This is a genomic window from Brevibacterium aurantiacum, assembly GCF_007558825.1.
GTDB lineage: Bacteria > Actinomycetota > Actinomycetes > Actinomycetales > Brevibacteriaceae > Brevibacterium > Brevibacterium aurantiacum_A.
Genome location: NZ_VLTK01000006.1, coordinates 263,801 through 277,930 on the forward strand (window position 1 = coordinate 263,801; position 14,130 = coordinate 277,930).

13 protein-coding genes are annotated in these 14,130 nt (G+C 65.6%); 9 read left to right on the forward strand and 4 right to left on the reverse strand.

Translation table 11 applies throughout. The features are described from left to right. Positions 1-37: 37 nt before the first annotated feature. The 5 genes from FO013_RS12505 to FO013_RS12525 all read left to right on the forward strand — a co-directional run bounded on the left by FO013_RS12505 (position 38) and on the right by FO013_RS12525 (position 3,069). The gene (locus FO013_RS12505; protein ID WP_143922855.1) at positions 38-673 is read left to right on the forward strand and encodes a SipW-dependent-type signal peptide-containing protein; all 636 of its coding nucleotides are present in this window, start codon (positions 38-40) and stop codon (positions 671-673) included. Continuing rightward, positions 670-1,335 carry a SipW-dependent-type signal peptide-containing protein gene (locus tag FO013_RS12510; RefSeq protein WP_186293085.1) on the forward strand — a complete coding sequence of 222 codons (666 nt, stop codon included), beginning with the start codon at positions 670-672 and terminating at the stop codon, positions 1,333-1,335. Before FO013_RS12505 ends, FO013_RS12510 begins: the two co-directional genes overlap by 4 nt. 25 nt (positions 1,336-1,360) lie before the next feature. Then, complete coding sequence (locus tag FO013_RS12515; RefSeq protein ID WP_222103612.1) at positions 1,361-1,990, forward strand: signal peptidase I; 630 nt, start codon at positions 1,361-1,363, stop codon at positions 1,988-1,990. Further along, positions 1,987-2,538, forward strand: coding sequence for a hypothetical protein (locus FO013_RS12520; protein ID WP_143922857.1), 552 nt, complete (start codon positions 1,987-1,989; stop codon positions 2,536-2,538). The genes FO013_RS12515 and FO013_RS12520 overlap by 4 nt, the downstream gene beginning before the upstream one ends. 258 nt (positions 2,539-2,796) lie before the next feature. Further along, entirely contained in the window at positions 2,797-3,069 is a 273-nt protein-coding gene (locus FO013_RS12525) for a hypothetical protein (RefSeq protein ID WP_143922858.1), read from the forward strand. Positions 3,070-3,117: 48 nt separating this feature from the next. On the opposite strand, the gene FO013_RS12530 is transcribed toward FO013_RS12525, so the two are convergent. Continuing rightward, positions 3,118-4,476 carry an MFS transporter gene (locus FO013_RS12530; RefSeq protein WP_143922859.1) on the reverse strand — a complete coding sequence of 453 codons (1,359 nt, stop codon included), beginning with the start codon at positions 4,474-4,476 and terminating at the stop codon, positions 3,118-3,120. Between the two features lie 320 nt (positions 4,477-4,796). Between FO013_RS12530 and paaZ the strand changes: the two genes are divergently transcribed. Then, on the forward strand, positions 4,797-6,833 hold the full coding sequence (gene paaZ, locus FO013_RS12535; protein WP_143922860.1) for a phenylacetic acid degradation bifunctional protein PaaZ: 2,037 nt from the start codon (positions 4,797-4,799) through the stop codon (positions 6,831-6,833). Here paaZ and FO013_RS12540 read toward each other — a convergent pair. From FO013_RS12540 to FO013_RS12550, 3 genes are read right to left on the reverse strand one after another with little or no spacing between them, the layout of a single operon-like run. Continuing rightward, the gene (locus FO013_RS12540; protein WP_186293086.1) at positions 6,811-7,731 is read right to left on the reverse strand and encodes a diacylglycerol/lipid kinase family protein; all 921 of its coding nucleotides are present in this window, start codon (positions 7,729-7,731) and stop codon (positions 6,811-6,813) included. The genes paaZ and FO013_RS12540 overlap by 23 nt on opposite strands. Beyond that, the gene (locus FO013_RS12545) at positions 7,728-9,380 is read right to left on the reverse strand and encodes an FAD-binding oxidoreductase (RefSeq protein WP_143922862.1); all 1,653 of its coding nucleotides are present in this window, start codon (positions 9,378-9,380) and stop codon (positions 7,728-7,730) included. The genes FO013_RS12540 and FO013_RS12545 overlap by 4 nt, the downstream gene beginning before the upstream one ends. A 5-nt stretch (positions 9,381-9,385) precedes the next feature. Further along, on the reverse strand, positions 9,386-10,942 hold the full coding sequence (locus FO013_RS12550; RefSeq protein WP_143922864.1) for a glycerol-3-phosphate dehydrogenase/oxidase: 1,557 nt from the start codon (positions 10,940-10,942) through the stop codon (positions 9,386-9,388). A 67-nt stretch (positions 10,943-11,009) separates the two neighbouring features. On the opposite strand from FO013_RS12550, the gene FO013_RS12555 reads away from it, so the two are divergent. From FO013_RS12555 to FO013_RS12565, 3 genes are all read left to right on the forward strand, one after another. Beyond that, positions 11,010-11,639 carry a TetR/AcrR family transcriptional regulator gene (locus tag FO013_RS12555; protein WP_186293087.1) on the forward strand — a complete coding sequence of 210 codons (630 nt, stop codon included), beginning with the start codon at positions 11,010-11,012 and terminating at the stop codon, positions 11,637-11,639. 134 nt (positions 11,640-11,773) lie between these two features. Then, the gene (locus FO013_RS12560) at positions 11,774-13,288 is read left to right on the forward strand and encodes a glucose-6-phosphate dehydrogenase (RefSeq protein WP_143922868.1); all 1,515 of its coding nucleotides are present in this window, start codon (positions 11,774-11,776) and stop codon (positions 13,286-13,288) included. After that, positions 13,285-14,127, forward strand: coding sequence for an SMP-30/gluconolactonase/LRE family protein (locus tag FO013_RS12565; protein ID WP_143922870.1), 843 nt, complete (start codon positions 13,285-13,287; stop codon positions 14,125-14,127). The genes FO013_RS12560 and FO013_RS12565 overlap by 4 nt, the downstream gene beginning before the upstream one ends. The last annotated feature ends 3 nt before the right edge of the window (positions 14,128-14,130 follow it).

Below are 14,130 nucleotides of genomic sequence, written 5' to 3' on the forward strand. Positions count from 1 at the left end.
AGGAAGCCGGGGAGCAGAGAGCGAACGAGGAGCAGCGATGACCGATAAGAACCACTTCACCGACCAGATGGCGTCAACCGAGAAGCCCGCGACGTCCGATCGTCGCCGCCGTCGCAAGCTGCTGGCCATCACCTCCGGCGGACTCGTCCTCGGCATCGGCGCGGCCATCACCCTGGCGGCATGGACAGACAGGGAATCCGCTCACGGTGACTTCAGTGCAGGTTCGTTCGCTCTCGAGAGCAGCGCGGACGGCACCAACTTCGCCGATACGACGGCACCCGGCGATGCTCTTGCCCTCACCTTCGACGACCTGGCGGAGAACCTGTCGCCGAAGGACACGGCGAGTGCGGTCTACGCGATTCGGCTCGATCGGTCGTCCACCTATTCGGCCGCGGTATCGGGGGCCGTCGAAGCCAGTGGCAGCGCCGCAGACAACCTCACCTATTCGGTGCAGAGAGTCTCAGATATCTCCGGCGGGAGCCCAGTCGGCGGTGCTCTCGTCAGTTCTGAGCCGGTGACGTCTACGACCGTGCACGAGGACATGTTCTCGGTGGGATCACTCAACGAGGTCGTCTTCCTCAAGGTGACGGTCAACGCCGACGCCGATCTCGGCCAAGGTGAGAGCGCTGATGTCGTCTGGAACCTCACCGGCACCTCGGTCGATTCGCTGTGACCGGTCGGCGAAGCTCGAACAAGCGGAGTGCCGCGGTTGCGGTCGGCCTTTCGGCCGTCACCGGCAGCTGTGTCTTCGGCGCGGTGGTGGGCACGACGCTTGCTTCGTGGCAGGACGAGGAATCATCGGCTACGAGCTTCGCCGCCGGTACATTCGAGACGCAGTCACAGGGTGACGGCGGCGAATGGGCCCATCACGCAGCGGGCTCCTCAGCCTCCCTTGGTGCCGAGATCGCCGACCTCGCGCCCGGTGGGAATGCCTCGGCCCCGAGCGCGGGTCAATCGCATTACAGCTCGTTCCGTGTCCGGACTTCTTCGGACAGCAGTCGCAGCGGGAAGGTTCGAGTCTCGGATCTGGCTGTCGACGGGGCGCTGGCCCGGGTCCTCGAATTCCGCGTCTTCGACGCCGGGGGCGATCGGAGCTGCGCCGCTGCGGCCGCCGGCCCCGGCACAGTGTTTCTGGTGGGGGGACCCCAGGACTATCAACAGGTGTCATCCGATGTGACAAGCGGGACCGGCATGACGATCGGCGCCTTCGGCAGTGACCCGGCCGAGCTGTGTCTTGAGCTGCGAATCGCCGCTCCAGCCGACTCGAATTCCGGAGACGAAGCCCAGGGTGCGTCTGCTGCGGCAGTGCTCACCGTCGCAGTCGCCCAGAACTGAATTTCCCACACACGAGAAGCACGAAATGACCGAGAAGGAGAAGACGATGTCGACATTCGAACATGCTCGGCCGGCTCGCCGGAGAGCGCTGGCAGAGGCTCGGGGGACGGCTCGTTCCCCACACAGTTCACGACAGGGCTCACGGGGGCGTGGTCTGCTGGCCATCCTGGCCGATCTGCTGCTGTGGACGACCGCAGCCGCAGGTGTGCTGTTCGCAGTGCTCGCTGTCCTCACCATGCTGTTGGGGTTCCGTGTGATGCTCTTCGCCACGGGCTCGATGGAACCGACGATCCCCACCGGATCCGCGGCGCTCGTCGCTCCGGTTGATGCGGCCCAGGTGAGAGTCGGCGATGTCGTCACGGTCGATCGAGGCGAGGGAAACCTGCCTGTGACCCACCGCGTGGTCGCAGTCGAGTCCGCCGACGGGCCGAACGAGCGGTTGCTGACTCTGCGCGGCGACGCGAACGATGAGAACGACCCTTCACCATATGAGGTCGACGAGGTGGGACGAGTCATCGTTTCGGTCCCGGGGGTCGCTTCGACCATCGCCGCCTTGGGGGAGCCGTCGATGCTTGTTCCGCTCGGGGCCGCTGCATCCGGGTTCGTGGTCTGGGGCCTCTGGCCGCGGAAGCGAGAAGGTAGTGAGAGGCGATGATGAAATCGCGCAGTTCGCGAGTACTCCTGTTCATCGCGCTCATTCTGTCCGCAGCGGCGGGATTCCTTGGGGTCTATGCGCCAGTCACCGGAGACCAGAGCATCGTCGGAATCACCGATGCCGCGTGGACGACCGAGGAATCGGGTGCGATCGCCGTCGCTGCAGGGACAGTCGAAGCCCCTGAAGCAAAGTGCGAGGGGCGCAATTCCGCGCCGAATCTGCTCCATCTCGCTGTACCGAGCGACGGTCTCGAGGTGACCGAATACCTTGTCACCGTGACTGCTGACGAGGCAGTCGGTGCGTGGCAGGCCGGTACGACGGACGAAGGTTACCCGCTCGTCTCCGATGCCGAAGCAGTTCGTGTGCCCGCGTCTACGGAGGCAGTCGCCTGGGGCATCGCCGGTCAGTGGAATCACACCTGGAGCGGAGACATCACAGTGAAGTCGGTGGGGCCGGGCGGCTGGACCTCGGCGCCGGTTCGCTACACGTGGTCGATCGGCTTCGACTGGCTCGGTATCGGATATGGCCAGTGTTCGGCAGCGGCCTGACTTCGCAGAGACAGAATCTATAACGAAACGATAACGCTGGAAAGACGGGGCAGACGGTTCGGCTATGCGAACTGATGCTCGACAAGGCAATTGCATTCACCGACGACTACACGTCATTCGTGTAATAGTTCCGACATGCGCGCTCAGGAGGCTCGGGTTGAGGGTAGCCTGCCGGAGGCGGATTGCGGGGTCGACGGCCGCGCAATCCGCCTTGTAGAGGGGTAGGGACCCCCGATTCTGACAACGATTGTGGTGTGTATGTTAGCGACCGTATGGCTGGTGATAGCTGTGAGCTTCGTCGTCGGCTTAGCTGTCAAGGCATCGACTCGAGCGGTTGGCACGGTCTTCGCCACGCTGTGGTTCGTCGCCATCATGGCAGATTCCGCGGTTCCGGAATCGCGGGAGACCCTGATAGCCACCGCGCAGACCTGCGCAGCGACATTCGCCGGCTCACTGGTGGCGTTCTTCGTCGGCTTCGTCCTCCTGGGTCTCCTGCGAGACCGGAGGAACCGAAAGAGCCGAGCCGCCTGATCCCCGGTGCCGCGGAAGCATGGTGCTGGCGAACTCAGCGGCGGCGGCTCACGCCTCTCCGTGGTGCTTGGCCACGCCCAGGGGCACGCCCTTCGTCTCCTTGACCAGGCTGACGGCGACCAGCGAGATGATGCAGACGATGATCATGTAGGCCGCGATCGACAGTGATGAGCCGGTGCGTGCCAGCAGGGTCTCCGCGATCGTCGGAGCAAAGGCGCCGCCGAGGATCGCGCCCAGAGCGTAGCCGATGGACACGCCAGAGTAACGGACCTGCGGTGGGAACATCTCCGCATACATCGCCGACATCGGACCGTAGGACAGGCCCATGCCCACGGTGAGGACGAAGATGCCGATCCCGTACATCCAGATGTTGGCCTGATCGATCATGAGGAACGTCGGGACCAACCACAGGATGAGGAGGACATAGCCGATCTGGAAGGTGCGCACGCGACCCAGCTTGTCCGACAGCGCCCCGCCCCACATGGTGAAGACCAGCCAGCCGAAGCTGGCCAGGGTAGTGGCCAAGAGTACGGGTGCTCGGTCGAGACCGACGGTGCCGCCTTGGTCCAATGGCCGCGACGCGTAGGCGGCGAAGAACGCGATGATCATGTAGCCCACGGCGTTGTTGCCGATGAAGATGAGCGCCGAGAGGACGACTTCCTTTGTGTTCTTCTTGAACAGGGTCGACAGCGGAGCCGAGGACTCGGCGCGGCGTTCGGCGAGTTCCGCGAAGACGGGGCTCTCCTCCACCTGCCGGCGAATGTAGTAGCCGACGAGGACGAGGACGACGGAGAACAGGAACGGGATCCTCCACCCGAAGCTCGCGAACTGCTCGGTGGTGAGCACGGTTGTGAGGATCCAGATCACGCCGGTGGCAAGGATCATGCCCACAGGCACGCCGATCTGCGGGTAGGCACCGAAGAGTCCGCGCTTATTCACCGGTGCGTGCTCGACCGAGAGCAGTGCGGCGCCGCCCCATTCTCCGCCGGCAGAGAAGCCCTGCAGGATCCGCAGCAGCGTCAGCAGGATGGGTGCTCCGATTCCGATGGCCGCATAGTTCGGCAGCAGCCCGATGAGCGAGGTCGCGGCCCCCATGAGGATGAGCGTGAGGACGAGCATCTTCTTGCGTCCGATGCGGTCGCCGAGGTGGCCGGCGATGATCGCGCCCAGTGGCCTGAACAGGAAGGAGATACCGAGAGAGGCCCAGGCCATGATCTGCCCGAGCGCCGGGTTGTCGGACGCCAGGGGAGCGAAGTACTGGACCGAGAGGATGAGGCCCGCGGCCTGTGCGTAGATGAAGAAGTCATACCACTCGATGGTGGTTCCGACGAGTGTTCCGGCAAGCACCCGGCGCTCCTCGCGAGTGATAGAGGCGGGAGCTGCCGCTGCGGGTGAAGATGTGGACATGAGAGAACTTTCCCTGGGTGATGTGGGCGACGCGGTGGTCCTCGGCTCTGAGTGATCGCCGGTGCTTTCGCGCAGGTGACTGAATGGTCAGTAATTGGTCTCGATCATAGTGCATGCAGTGATCGATGTCACTTGCCATCTCGCACCCTGCCTGTGCTGGCGAAGGTAAGGGCGGGTGGAAGTGCCTGGAAAGATCAGGTGAAGACGGCCGCGCAATGACAATAACCGACCAATTGGTTAGTATTGCAGTCAGGAATCGGCAGCGGTGCCGACGTCGGCCGCCGTGCACCCGGAGACATCGTTGAACAGGGAGAGCAGACATGACCGAGATTCTCAGTTCGTATGTGGCAGGTGACTGGCACACGCCCAGTGGGAGCATTGACGGCGCCCGAGCCGTCCATGACGCGACCAACGGGCAGCTCCTCCACCAGGTCTCCTCGGCAGGCATCGACTTCGCCGCAGTCGACGAATACGCGCGGAGCACAGGGGTCTGCGAACTGCAGAAGCTGACCTTCCACCAGCGCGGCGTCATCCTCAAGAAGCTCGGCGCCTACCTCATGGAACGTGCGAAGAAATACCACGAGATCTCCTTTTCCACCGGCACCACGAAACGCGACGGATTCGTCGATATCGAAGGCGGCATCGGCACCCTCTTCACCTATTCCGGCGTCGCCCGTCGGCAGATGCCCAACTCCACCGTCCACCTCGACGGCGGAGTCGAGCGTCTGTCGAAGAACGGCACCTTCGTCGGTCGTCACATCCTGACGCCCCGGCAAGGTTTGGCGGTCCAGATCAACGCCTTCAACTTCCCCGTCTGGGGCATGCTCGAGAAGTTCGGCCCCATGTTCGTCGCCGGTGTTCCCGTCATCGTCAAGCCCGCCACCGACACCGCCCACCTGACCCGTGCAGTGGTGGCCGACATGATCGAATCCGGCCTCCTGCCGGCCGGTTCCATCCAGCTCATCGCCGGAGACGTCACCCCGCTCTTCGACCATCTGGCCGAACAGGACGCGATCGCCTTCACCGGGTCCGCGGCCACGGCCAAGCACCTCGGCGGCCTGGACTGCGTGCGCGATCGCGGCACCCGATTCTTCGCCGAGGCGGACTCGCTGAACTTCTCCCTGCTCGGCCCCGATTCCGCCCCCGGCACGCAAGAATTCGACCTCTTCGTCTCCGGCGTCGTCGCCGAGATGACGATCAAGGCCGGCCAGAAGTGCACGGCGATCCGCCGCGCCTTCGTGCCCGAACAGCACAAAGAGGCCGTCGCCGAGGCACTCATCGCAAAGCTGGAGACTCAGGGCGTCGGCGACCCACGTGAGAAGTCCACCCGGCTGGGGCCGGTCGTGTCTGACAAGCAGCGAACCGACGTTCTCGATGCCATCGATGAGATCACCTCGGCGGGGGCGCATGTCCTCACCGGTGGCCGCGAGGCCTCTGATGAACTGGCGAAGAATCTGGGCGGGGCCTATGTCGCGGCCACCGTGCTCCAGGCCGACGGCCCCTGGGTCGACGCCGTCCACGATATCGAGGCCTTCGGCCCTGTGACCTCGCTCATCACCTATTCCTCCACCGAGGAGGCTGTCCGTCTGGCCGCTCGTGGACGCGGTTCCCTGGTCGGCTCGGTCGTCACCCACGATGCTGAGTTCGCCACCGAATTCGTCCGCCAGGTCGCACCCTGGCATGGACGCATCCTCGTCCTCGACCGCGATGATGCCGAAGAGTCGACCGGGCACGGCTCGCCGCTGCCTACGCTCATCCACGGTGGCCCAGGACGGGCCGGCGGAGGTGAGGAGATGGGCGGATTGCGCGGCGTCGAGCACTTCATGCAGCGCACCGCGATCCAGGCCTCCCCTGACATGCTCACCGCCATCGGCGGCGAATGGGTCGCCGGGGCGCAGCGCCGGACGGGGCAGCACCCGTTCACGAAGACTCTGGCCGATCTGCGCGTCGGCGACGCCCTCGAATCCGAACGGCGAACGGTCACACTTGAGGACATCTCGCACTTCGCGGAGTTCACCGGAGACACCTTCTACGCCCACACCGACGAGGAAGCGGCGGCCGCGAACCCGTTCTTCCCGGGGCGCGTGGCACATGGCTACCTCATCGTGTCCTTCGCCGCGGGACTCTTCGTCCAGCCCGATCCCGGCCCAGTCCTCGCGAACTACGGCCTCGAAGGACTGACCTTCATCACGCCCGTCTCACCAGGAGATTCGCTCAAGGTTACCCTGACAGCCAAGCGCATCACCCCGCGTGAGACCGATGAGTACGGCGAGGTCAGATGGGACGCCGAGGTGGTCAACCAGAAGGACGAGCCGGTCGCGAAGTACGACGTGCTCACGCTTGTCGCGAAGGAGTAGAGGCGACGCGGACCTTCAAGGATTCGGCTCGAATCGTCAGCGTCGCCGGGGTCAGCGCGATTGCGTCTCCGTCGGCGAAGATCTCGATCGGCGGTGCGCCCTCGGGTGTGGCGATGCGAACCTCGTGGGCGTGGCTGAAGCGGATGTGCGGGTGCAGATTGGGTCTGCCCAAGCTGTAGGGAACCAACTCCGCACCCAGCCTCGGCAGGAAGCAGTCCTTGAGCAGGACCACATCGATCAGGCCATCGTCGAGTTCAGCTTGGGGAGAGAGCTTGAGGCCGCCTCCATACCGACCGGAGTTGGCGAAGCCTGCCGTGAAGCCGCGGAAGTCGAGTCGGTCGCCGTCGATGGTCAGGGCCAGGTCGATGCGGCGCGGCTTCGCGATGGCGCGAGCGACGCCGTAGAGATAGACCCAGTGACCTTTGATCAAGCGGGCCGAGTCGGCGTATCTCTGCACGGTCGAATCCAGGCCAAGGCTGACGTTGCCGACACAGATCCGTCCGTCGAGGTCGAGGACATCGATGGTGCGAACACGACCGTTGCTGATGATGGAGGCTGCGGCAGCGATGTTCTTCGGGATGCCGAGCTTGCCGATGAAGTCGTTGCCGCGCCCACCGGGGATGATGCCCAGTGCAGTGTCCGTGTCGACGAGCCCGGCGGCGACCGCGCGCACCATTCCATCGCCGCCGAGCGAGACCACGGTCTCTGCACCCTGCGCTGCGAAGTCTGCGGCAAGATCGCTCGCATGTTGCTCGCTCGTGCTCGAGACCAGTACCGGCTCAAGGCCGTTGGCGGCGAAGGCCGTCCGCAGGGGTGCGATCCTCTTGCGCACAGCGCCGTTGCGCGCCGACGGGTTGAGGATGACGGGGACGGGGGTGGGAGGCGATTGCGTGCTCACAGCGCACTCGGCCCGTTCATGAGCTTGCCGGGGTTCATGATGCCCTCCGGATCCACCTCGGCCTTGGCTGCGCGCAGCATCCGCAGCCACAGCTCGCCGGTCTCCCGAGGGAGCCAAGGTGCATGGTCCGCTCCGGCGGCATGGTGGTGGGTGATCGTTCCGCCGTTGTCGACCATGGCATTGCCCGCGGCGGTCTTCAGCGTCTTCCACTGCTCCATCTCCTGACCGACCTGCTGCTGGGCGAAGACGGTGTAGTAGAGCGAGCACCCGGCGGTGTAGAGGTGCGATATGTGGCACAGCACCAGGGCCGGTGTGCCGCGGTCGGCCATCGCCTTCTCGATGTCGGCCTTGATCGTGTCGTGCAGAGACTCGATCCTGCTCCACGGCGCAGCCGTCTCCATCGTCTCGACGATGACGCCTTCGGTCATCAGCTGGTCGCGCAGGTACGGCGTCGAGAAGCGATGCTTCTCCCACTGGGTCTCGGGCGCTCCTCCCATAGTGACGCCCTGATGCTTCCTGGCGATCGCACGTCCGCCGGCCCGGCGTGATTTCGCGTCCGCCTTGCGTCCGTCGTAACGCAGCACCAGCATGCACGGGGTCGTGACTCCTCGGGCGCGCAGAAAGGCGAGGAGGCCCTTGCGCTGGATGTCGCTGCCCAGCTGCGCGAGACCGAACGCCGTCTCGTTGAGGTCGGACAGACGAGCGATATCGGGGCGCAGGCCACTCTGTTCGATCTCGCGCAGCGCAGCCGCGCCCGAGTGGAAGTCGGGGAAGAACCAGGCATCCGGCAGCGTCGTCTCAGGCAGACGCTTGATGCGCAGCGTGGCCTGGGTGATGATGCCCAGCGTGCCCTCTGAGCCGACGAAGACTTGGCGCGGATTGGGCCCAGCCGCCGTGGCAGGAGTGGAGCGCAGTTCGACCGGACCGCTCGGCGTCGAGCAGCGCAGGCCGAACACGTTGTCGTCGATACGACCGTAGCCGGTCGACTGCTGACCGGCCGAGCGTGTGGCGACCCAGCCGCCGACGGTGCTGAACTCGAACGATTGGGGGAAGTGGCCGAGCGTGAAACCGCTGGCCTGCAGCTTCTCCTCGAGATCGGGGCCGAAGACACCGGCCTGCACGGTCGCCGTCAGCGACTCCTCGTCGATGTCGAGGATCTGGTCGAGGCGGGCCAGGCTGATGCAGACGCAGCTACGGAAGCCCGGGCGAAATGCATCGATGCCGGCGACTACGCTGGTACCGCCGCCGAAGGGGACGACCGCGATGCGTTCCTGCGCACAGATGGCCAGCAGTGCGTCAACCTCGGCGTGGGATGCCGGGTAGAGCACGACGTCCGGGGCGAACGGCAAGTCTGCGCTGCGCAGACGCAGCAGGTCTGGCAGGCTGCGTCCAGCAGCATGGGAGACGCGGGTCGCGTGATCGTCACGGACGAACTCGGCGCCCAGCAGCTCTTCGAAGCGAGTGCGCGCGTCATCCGGGAGGCCAGCAGCGGGCAGTTGGACGGCCCCGAGTTCGACCGGTGGGTTGTTGACGCCATCGGGCCAGCCGCAGTTCTTGGTCAGCATCTTCTTAGCTCCGGGTTTGATCGGGCCGTCGTTGCCGTCCTCTCCCCAGCCCCACCAGCGCATGCGCGGTTGCGTATTGTCCATGAGGGTCATCCTTCTTCCTGTGTGGTCTCGATCAGTTCTGGAGCGTGTCTGCGCACTGCGGCGGCAAGGTCGCCGCGGTCGGCGTCGACGAGTCCCCACCGGGTCCGGCGGTCGATCACGTCCTCGACGGTGACGGCGAGTTCGTGTTCGACGGCGAAGCGGATCTCCGCACCGGTGAATGGGATTCCCGACCTCACCGGTTCGTTCAGCGCAGGGTCGTCGACGCCGTATGCCACCACCGTTTCGGCGTCGGTGCCGTAGCGCTGGACCAAGTGCTCCGGCAGACCGGGCCTCGGCGAACCGGCACCGACGAGGCTGAGCGTCGTGGTGCTGCAGGGCCGAGCTTTCAGCCCTCCGGCCTCGACTACCGCGTCGACGGCATCTTCGGCCATACGTCGATACCCTGTGAGTTTGCCTCCGACGATCGCGAGGGCGCCGGTGCGCGGATCGCGCAGCAGCGCGTGCTTGCGCGACAGGTCGGCGCTGGAGTTGCCCTTGCTTTTGAGCAGCGGCCGGAAGCCGGAGTAGCTGCCGACGATGTCGTCAGGGGTGAGCGGCTTCTGCAGAACGGCGTTGATGGTCTCGAGCAGGAAAGTCCGCTCGTCCTCGTCCGGGCGGGCTCGCTCGGGGATCGGCCCGTTGTGCGGGTCGTCGGTCAGGCCGATCATGACGAGGCCATCGTGCCACGGCACCGCGAACACGAATCTGCCGAAGTGGCCGGGCACCGGGGCCGTGACAGCGGCGGTCGGCGACCCGATGCGCTCGGCCCGGACAAGCAGGTGCGAGCCTTTGCTCGGGGCGAGTTCGACGTCATCGGAGAGCGTATCGGCCCAGACACCTGCGGCATTGACGATCTGCTTCGCGCGGATCACGCGGCGGTCACCCGTGAGCTGATCGGTGACGTGGACCTGGCCGGCCTCGATGCTGGTGGCGGCGGCATACGTGATGATGCGGGCTCCATGGGCGGCAGCAGTGCGGGCGAGGGCCACCACAAGTCGAGCGTCGTCGACGAGCTGACCGTCCCAGCTGAGCAGGCCGCCGCGCAATCCGGCCGTGGCCGTGGCCGGGGCGAGCTGATGGACGTCTGCAGCGGACACCCGGCTGGGATGGGGAAGCAGCGATTTGGGGGTGCGTGCCAGCATTCGCAGCACGTCACCGGCGAGGAAGCCGGCGCCGAGCATCGTGGCGTCCACGTGGCTGACCCCGGAGTGAAGCGGAAGGAGCATCTGCAGCGGCCGGATCAGATGCGGCGCGATCTGCCTCATCAGGTGGCCGCGCTCGACGGCGGATTCCCAGGCGATCGGGACGTCGCCCTTCGCCAGATAGCGCAGACCACCATGGGCGAGCTTCGAGCTCCAGCTGCTGGTGCCTGAGGCGAGGTCTCTGCGCTCGATGAGCACGACGCTCAGTCCACGGGCCGCGGCATCGAGTGCGACGCCGACCCCGGTGAACCCGCCGCCGATCACGACGAGGTCGACGGGCTCATCGGTGGAGAGCTCGGCGAGGTCCCGCTCACGCCGCGCGTCGTTGAGCGCAGCATCATGTGGGGTATGTGGAGCCATATTCGGCCTTTCTGGTACGAAGTCGTACCAGTTTGCATTCCTCGCGCTTTGTTGTCAAGATCACACTGTGACTGATCAGGGACGACCGTATGCAGGTGCGAGCCGCGAGGAGCGGGAGTACGCCCGCCGTGAGCAGCTCGTCGCGGCCGGGATCTCGCTCTTCGGCACTCAGGGGTATCGGGCGGCAACGGTTGGCGCGGTCTGTCAGCTGGCCGGTCTCAACAAGCGCTACTTCTACGAGTCATTCGCCACCCTGGAGGACCTCCTCTGCGAGGTCTACGAGCGGGTGGTCGCGGACCTGCGCGCCTCGGTCCTCGCCGGGGGCGGAGACGACCCATCGAGGGTGCTGCACGGGTTCATGGCCGGATTTCTGACCTGGGCGCAGGCCAACCCGGTGATGGCACGAGTCCACCTCTTCGAGGTCCTGGGAGTCAGTGCCCGCGTCGACGAGCTGTACCGTTCACACGGGCGAACAATCGGTGACGAACTCGCGAGTCGTCTGTCCGCGACGGTCGCCGGACCCCAACTCACCGCAGGCCAGCAGCGGGTACTCGGCGACATGCTCATCGGGGCTGGGGTGCAGATGGTCGTTGACTGGGTCATCAGCGAATATCAGCCCCCACGCGATGAGCTGCTCAACGAGATCGACGCGACCTTGGGGTGGGTCCTGGCGGCCGGCCTGGCAGCGCTGGGCTGACGAGGTCGCTGACGGTCATCGAAGTGCCTGCGACATCGGGGCCGACAGAGTAGCGTGGGCGACAGACACTACTCGGTCTTCGCCGAGCAGAAGCCCCATCGTCTTGAGCGCAAGCCCGTCGACAGGAGAGCACAGTGAACGCCAACCTCATCATCTGCGGTGCCACAGGAGACCTTGCCGGGCGGTTTCTGCTTCCGACACTGGCGGAGCTCGCTGCCATCGAAGCATTGCCGAATGATTTCTCACTCACGGCTTCGGCGACTTCGGAGATGACGAACGAGGTGTACCGCGACCACGCCGAGGCGAAGTTGAACGAACACGGTGCCGAATATCCAGAGGCTGCTCGCAGCTGGATCCTCGACCGGACGCAGTACAGGCAGACGGATGTCACCGACGCTGCCGACATGGCCGATCTCATCGGCACTGCAGGCCCCGACCAGAATTCGCCGGTCACCGTCTATCTCGCCCTGCCCACCGGTCTCATGCCCGATGCGCTGCGCGCCTTGGCCGCCGCCGGTCTTCCCCAAGGCGGTCGGATTGCGATGGAGAAGCCCTTCGGTGATGACCTCACCGGCGCACAGGACCTGGACAACCTCCTCGGCGAGCTCTTCGGCGACGATGCTGCGGAGATCGTCTTCAACGTCGACCATGCGCTCGGCATGGCTCCGCTGCAGGCGATGCTGCCGCTGCGATTCGCCAACCCGCTGCCCGAGGCCGTCTGGAACAGTGAGCACATCGAAGAGTTCCGGATGCTGTGGGATGAAGCCATCGCGCTCGAGGGGCGCGCCCGGTTCTACGACAGCACGGGAGCGCTCAAGGACGTCCTGCAGAACCACCTGATGCAGGTGCTCACGATGAGTGCCATGGAGCGGCCCGACGGAATCGAATCAGGGTGGCCGAGCGCCGCAGAACTGCGAGCTCGCAAGACGGAGGTTCTGTCCGCCGTACGGCCGCTGTCGGCCGCTGACGTCCTGACTTCCACCCGCCGGGCCCGCTACACGGCAGGAACCCTCGCCGATGAGCCGGAAGCCGCGGGGAAGAAGGTGCCCGACTATGTCGACGAGGACGGTGTCGACGGCGATGGCAATACCGAGACCTTCGCCGAGGTCGTCCTGAACATCGACTCGCCGCGCTGGGCGGGCACCCGGTTTCGACTGCGTACGGCAAAGGCGCTCGATCGCACGCGCAAGGGCATCGAGATCCTCTTCCGGCCGGTCGGTACCGCCCAACAGGGTGCACGACTGTGGATCGGCCTCGACGGGCCGTTCGACGTCGAGCTCGATCTCAATACGAGCAGCTCCCGCGACCGGCCGGCGTCGATGAGACTGATCGGTGAGCAGCCGCGGCCGGACTTCTCGCCGTACGGGCACGTGCTCAAGAACGTCCTCGAAGGCGAGTCGGATCTGGCGGCAGGGCAGGAGGAATCGAAGCTGGCTTGGCAGATCCTGACCCCGGTCCTCGAGGCGTGGAAGGCAGGTGCGGTGCCGATGGAAGACTATCGCGCGGGCAGCCCCGGCCCGGACTCGGAGCCACCGGCCGGGCCGGAGCCGGAACGAGACGCAGAACCGCCGTCGGACTCACGGCCGCAGCCCGGGACGAAGCCACCATCGGACTCACGGCAGAGGCCCGATGTGAGGGGACGGTCATGAGAGCCGAGCAGATCACCGACCCGATTGTCTATCACGGCGAAGGGCCCGCTTGGTCGCCGGCCTGGGGCGGTCTGCGCTGGGTCGACATGCTCGCCGGGGACATCCTGACACTGCGCGATGGTCGAGTCGAACGCAAGCACGTCGCCGAGGTGGCAGCAGCAGTGCGCCCTCGCCGAGGCGGTGGCGCGGTCATCGGAATCGAGCGCGGATTCGCCCTCGAATCTCCCGAGGGGCTCATCACCGCCCTGCCCGAGGTGTGGGGCCAGTCGGACATCCGCATGAACGAGGGCGGCTGTGACCCGCAGGGAAACTTCTGGTGCGGATCGATGGCATACGACCAGAGCCCTGGTGCGGCCTCACTCTATCGGCTCAGCACCGAGGGGCGAGTCGACGTCATGCTCGAGGGCGTGACCATATCCAACGGCCTCGAATGGAGTCCTGACGGTTCGCTCGCCTACTACAACGACACACCTACGGGCCAGATTGCCGTCTTCGACTTCGATCCCGATAGGGGATTGCGCAACCGTCGGGACCTCGTCGAACTCCCTGACGGCGGACGTCCCGATGGGCTCACCGTCGACAGCGAAGGCTGCGTGTGGGTGGCTGTGGTCAACAGGGGAGCGGTTCACCGTTACCGACCCGACGGCACCCTGGACGGAACTGTCGATGTCGGCGCCGGCAAAGTCACTGCCTGCGCCTTCGGTGGAGACAACCTCGATCGGCTCTTCATCACCACGTCGCAGGAGAATGTGGACACCGCGGCAGATCCGCTGGCGGGTGCCCTGTTCGTCGCCGAGGTGGGCGTGACCGGAATGCCGCTGCGCGAGTTCGCGGGATAGGGG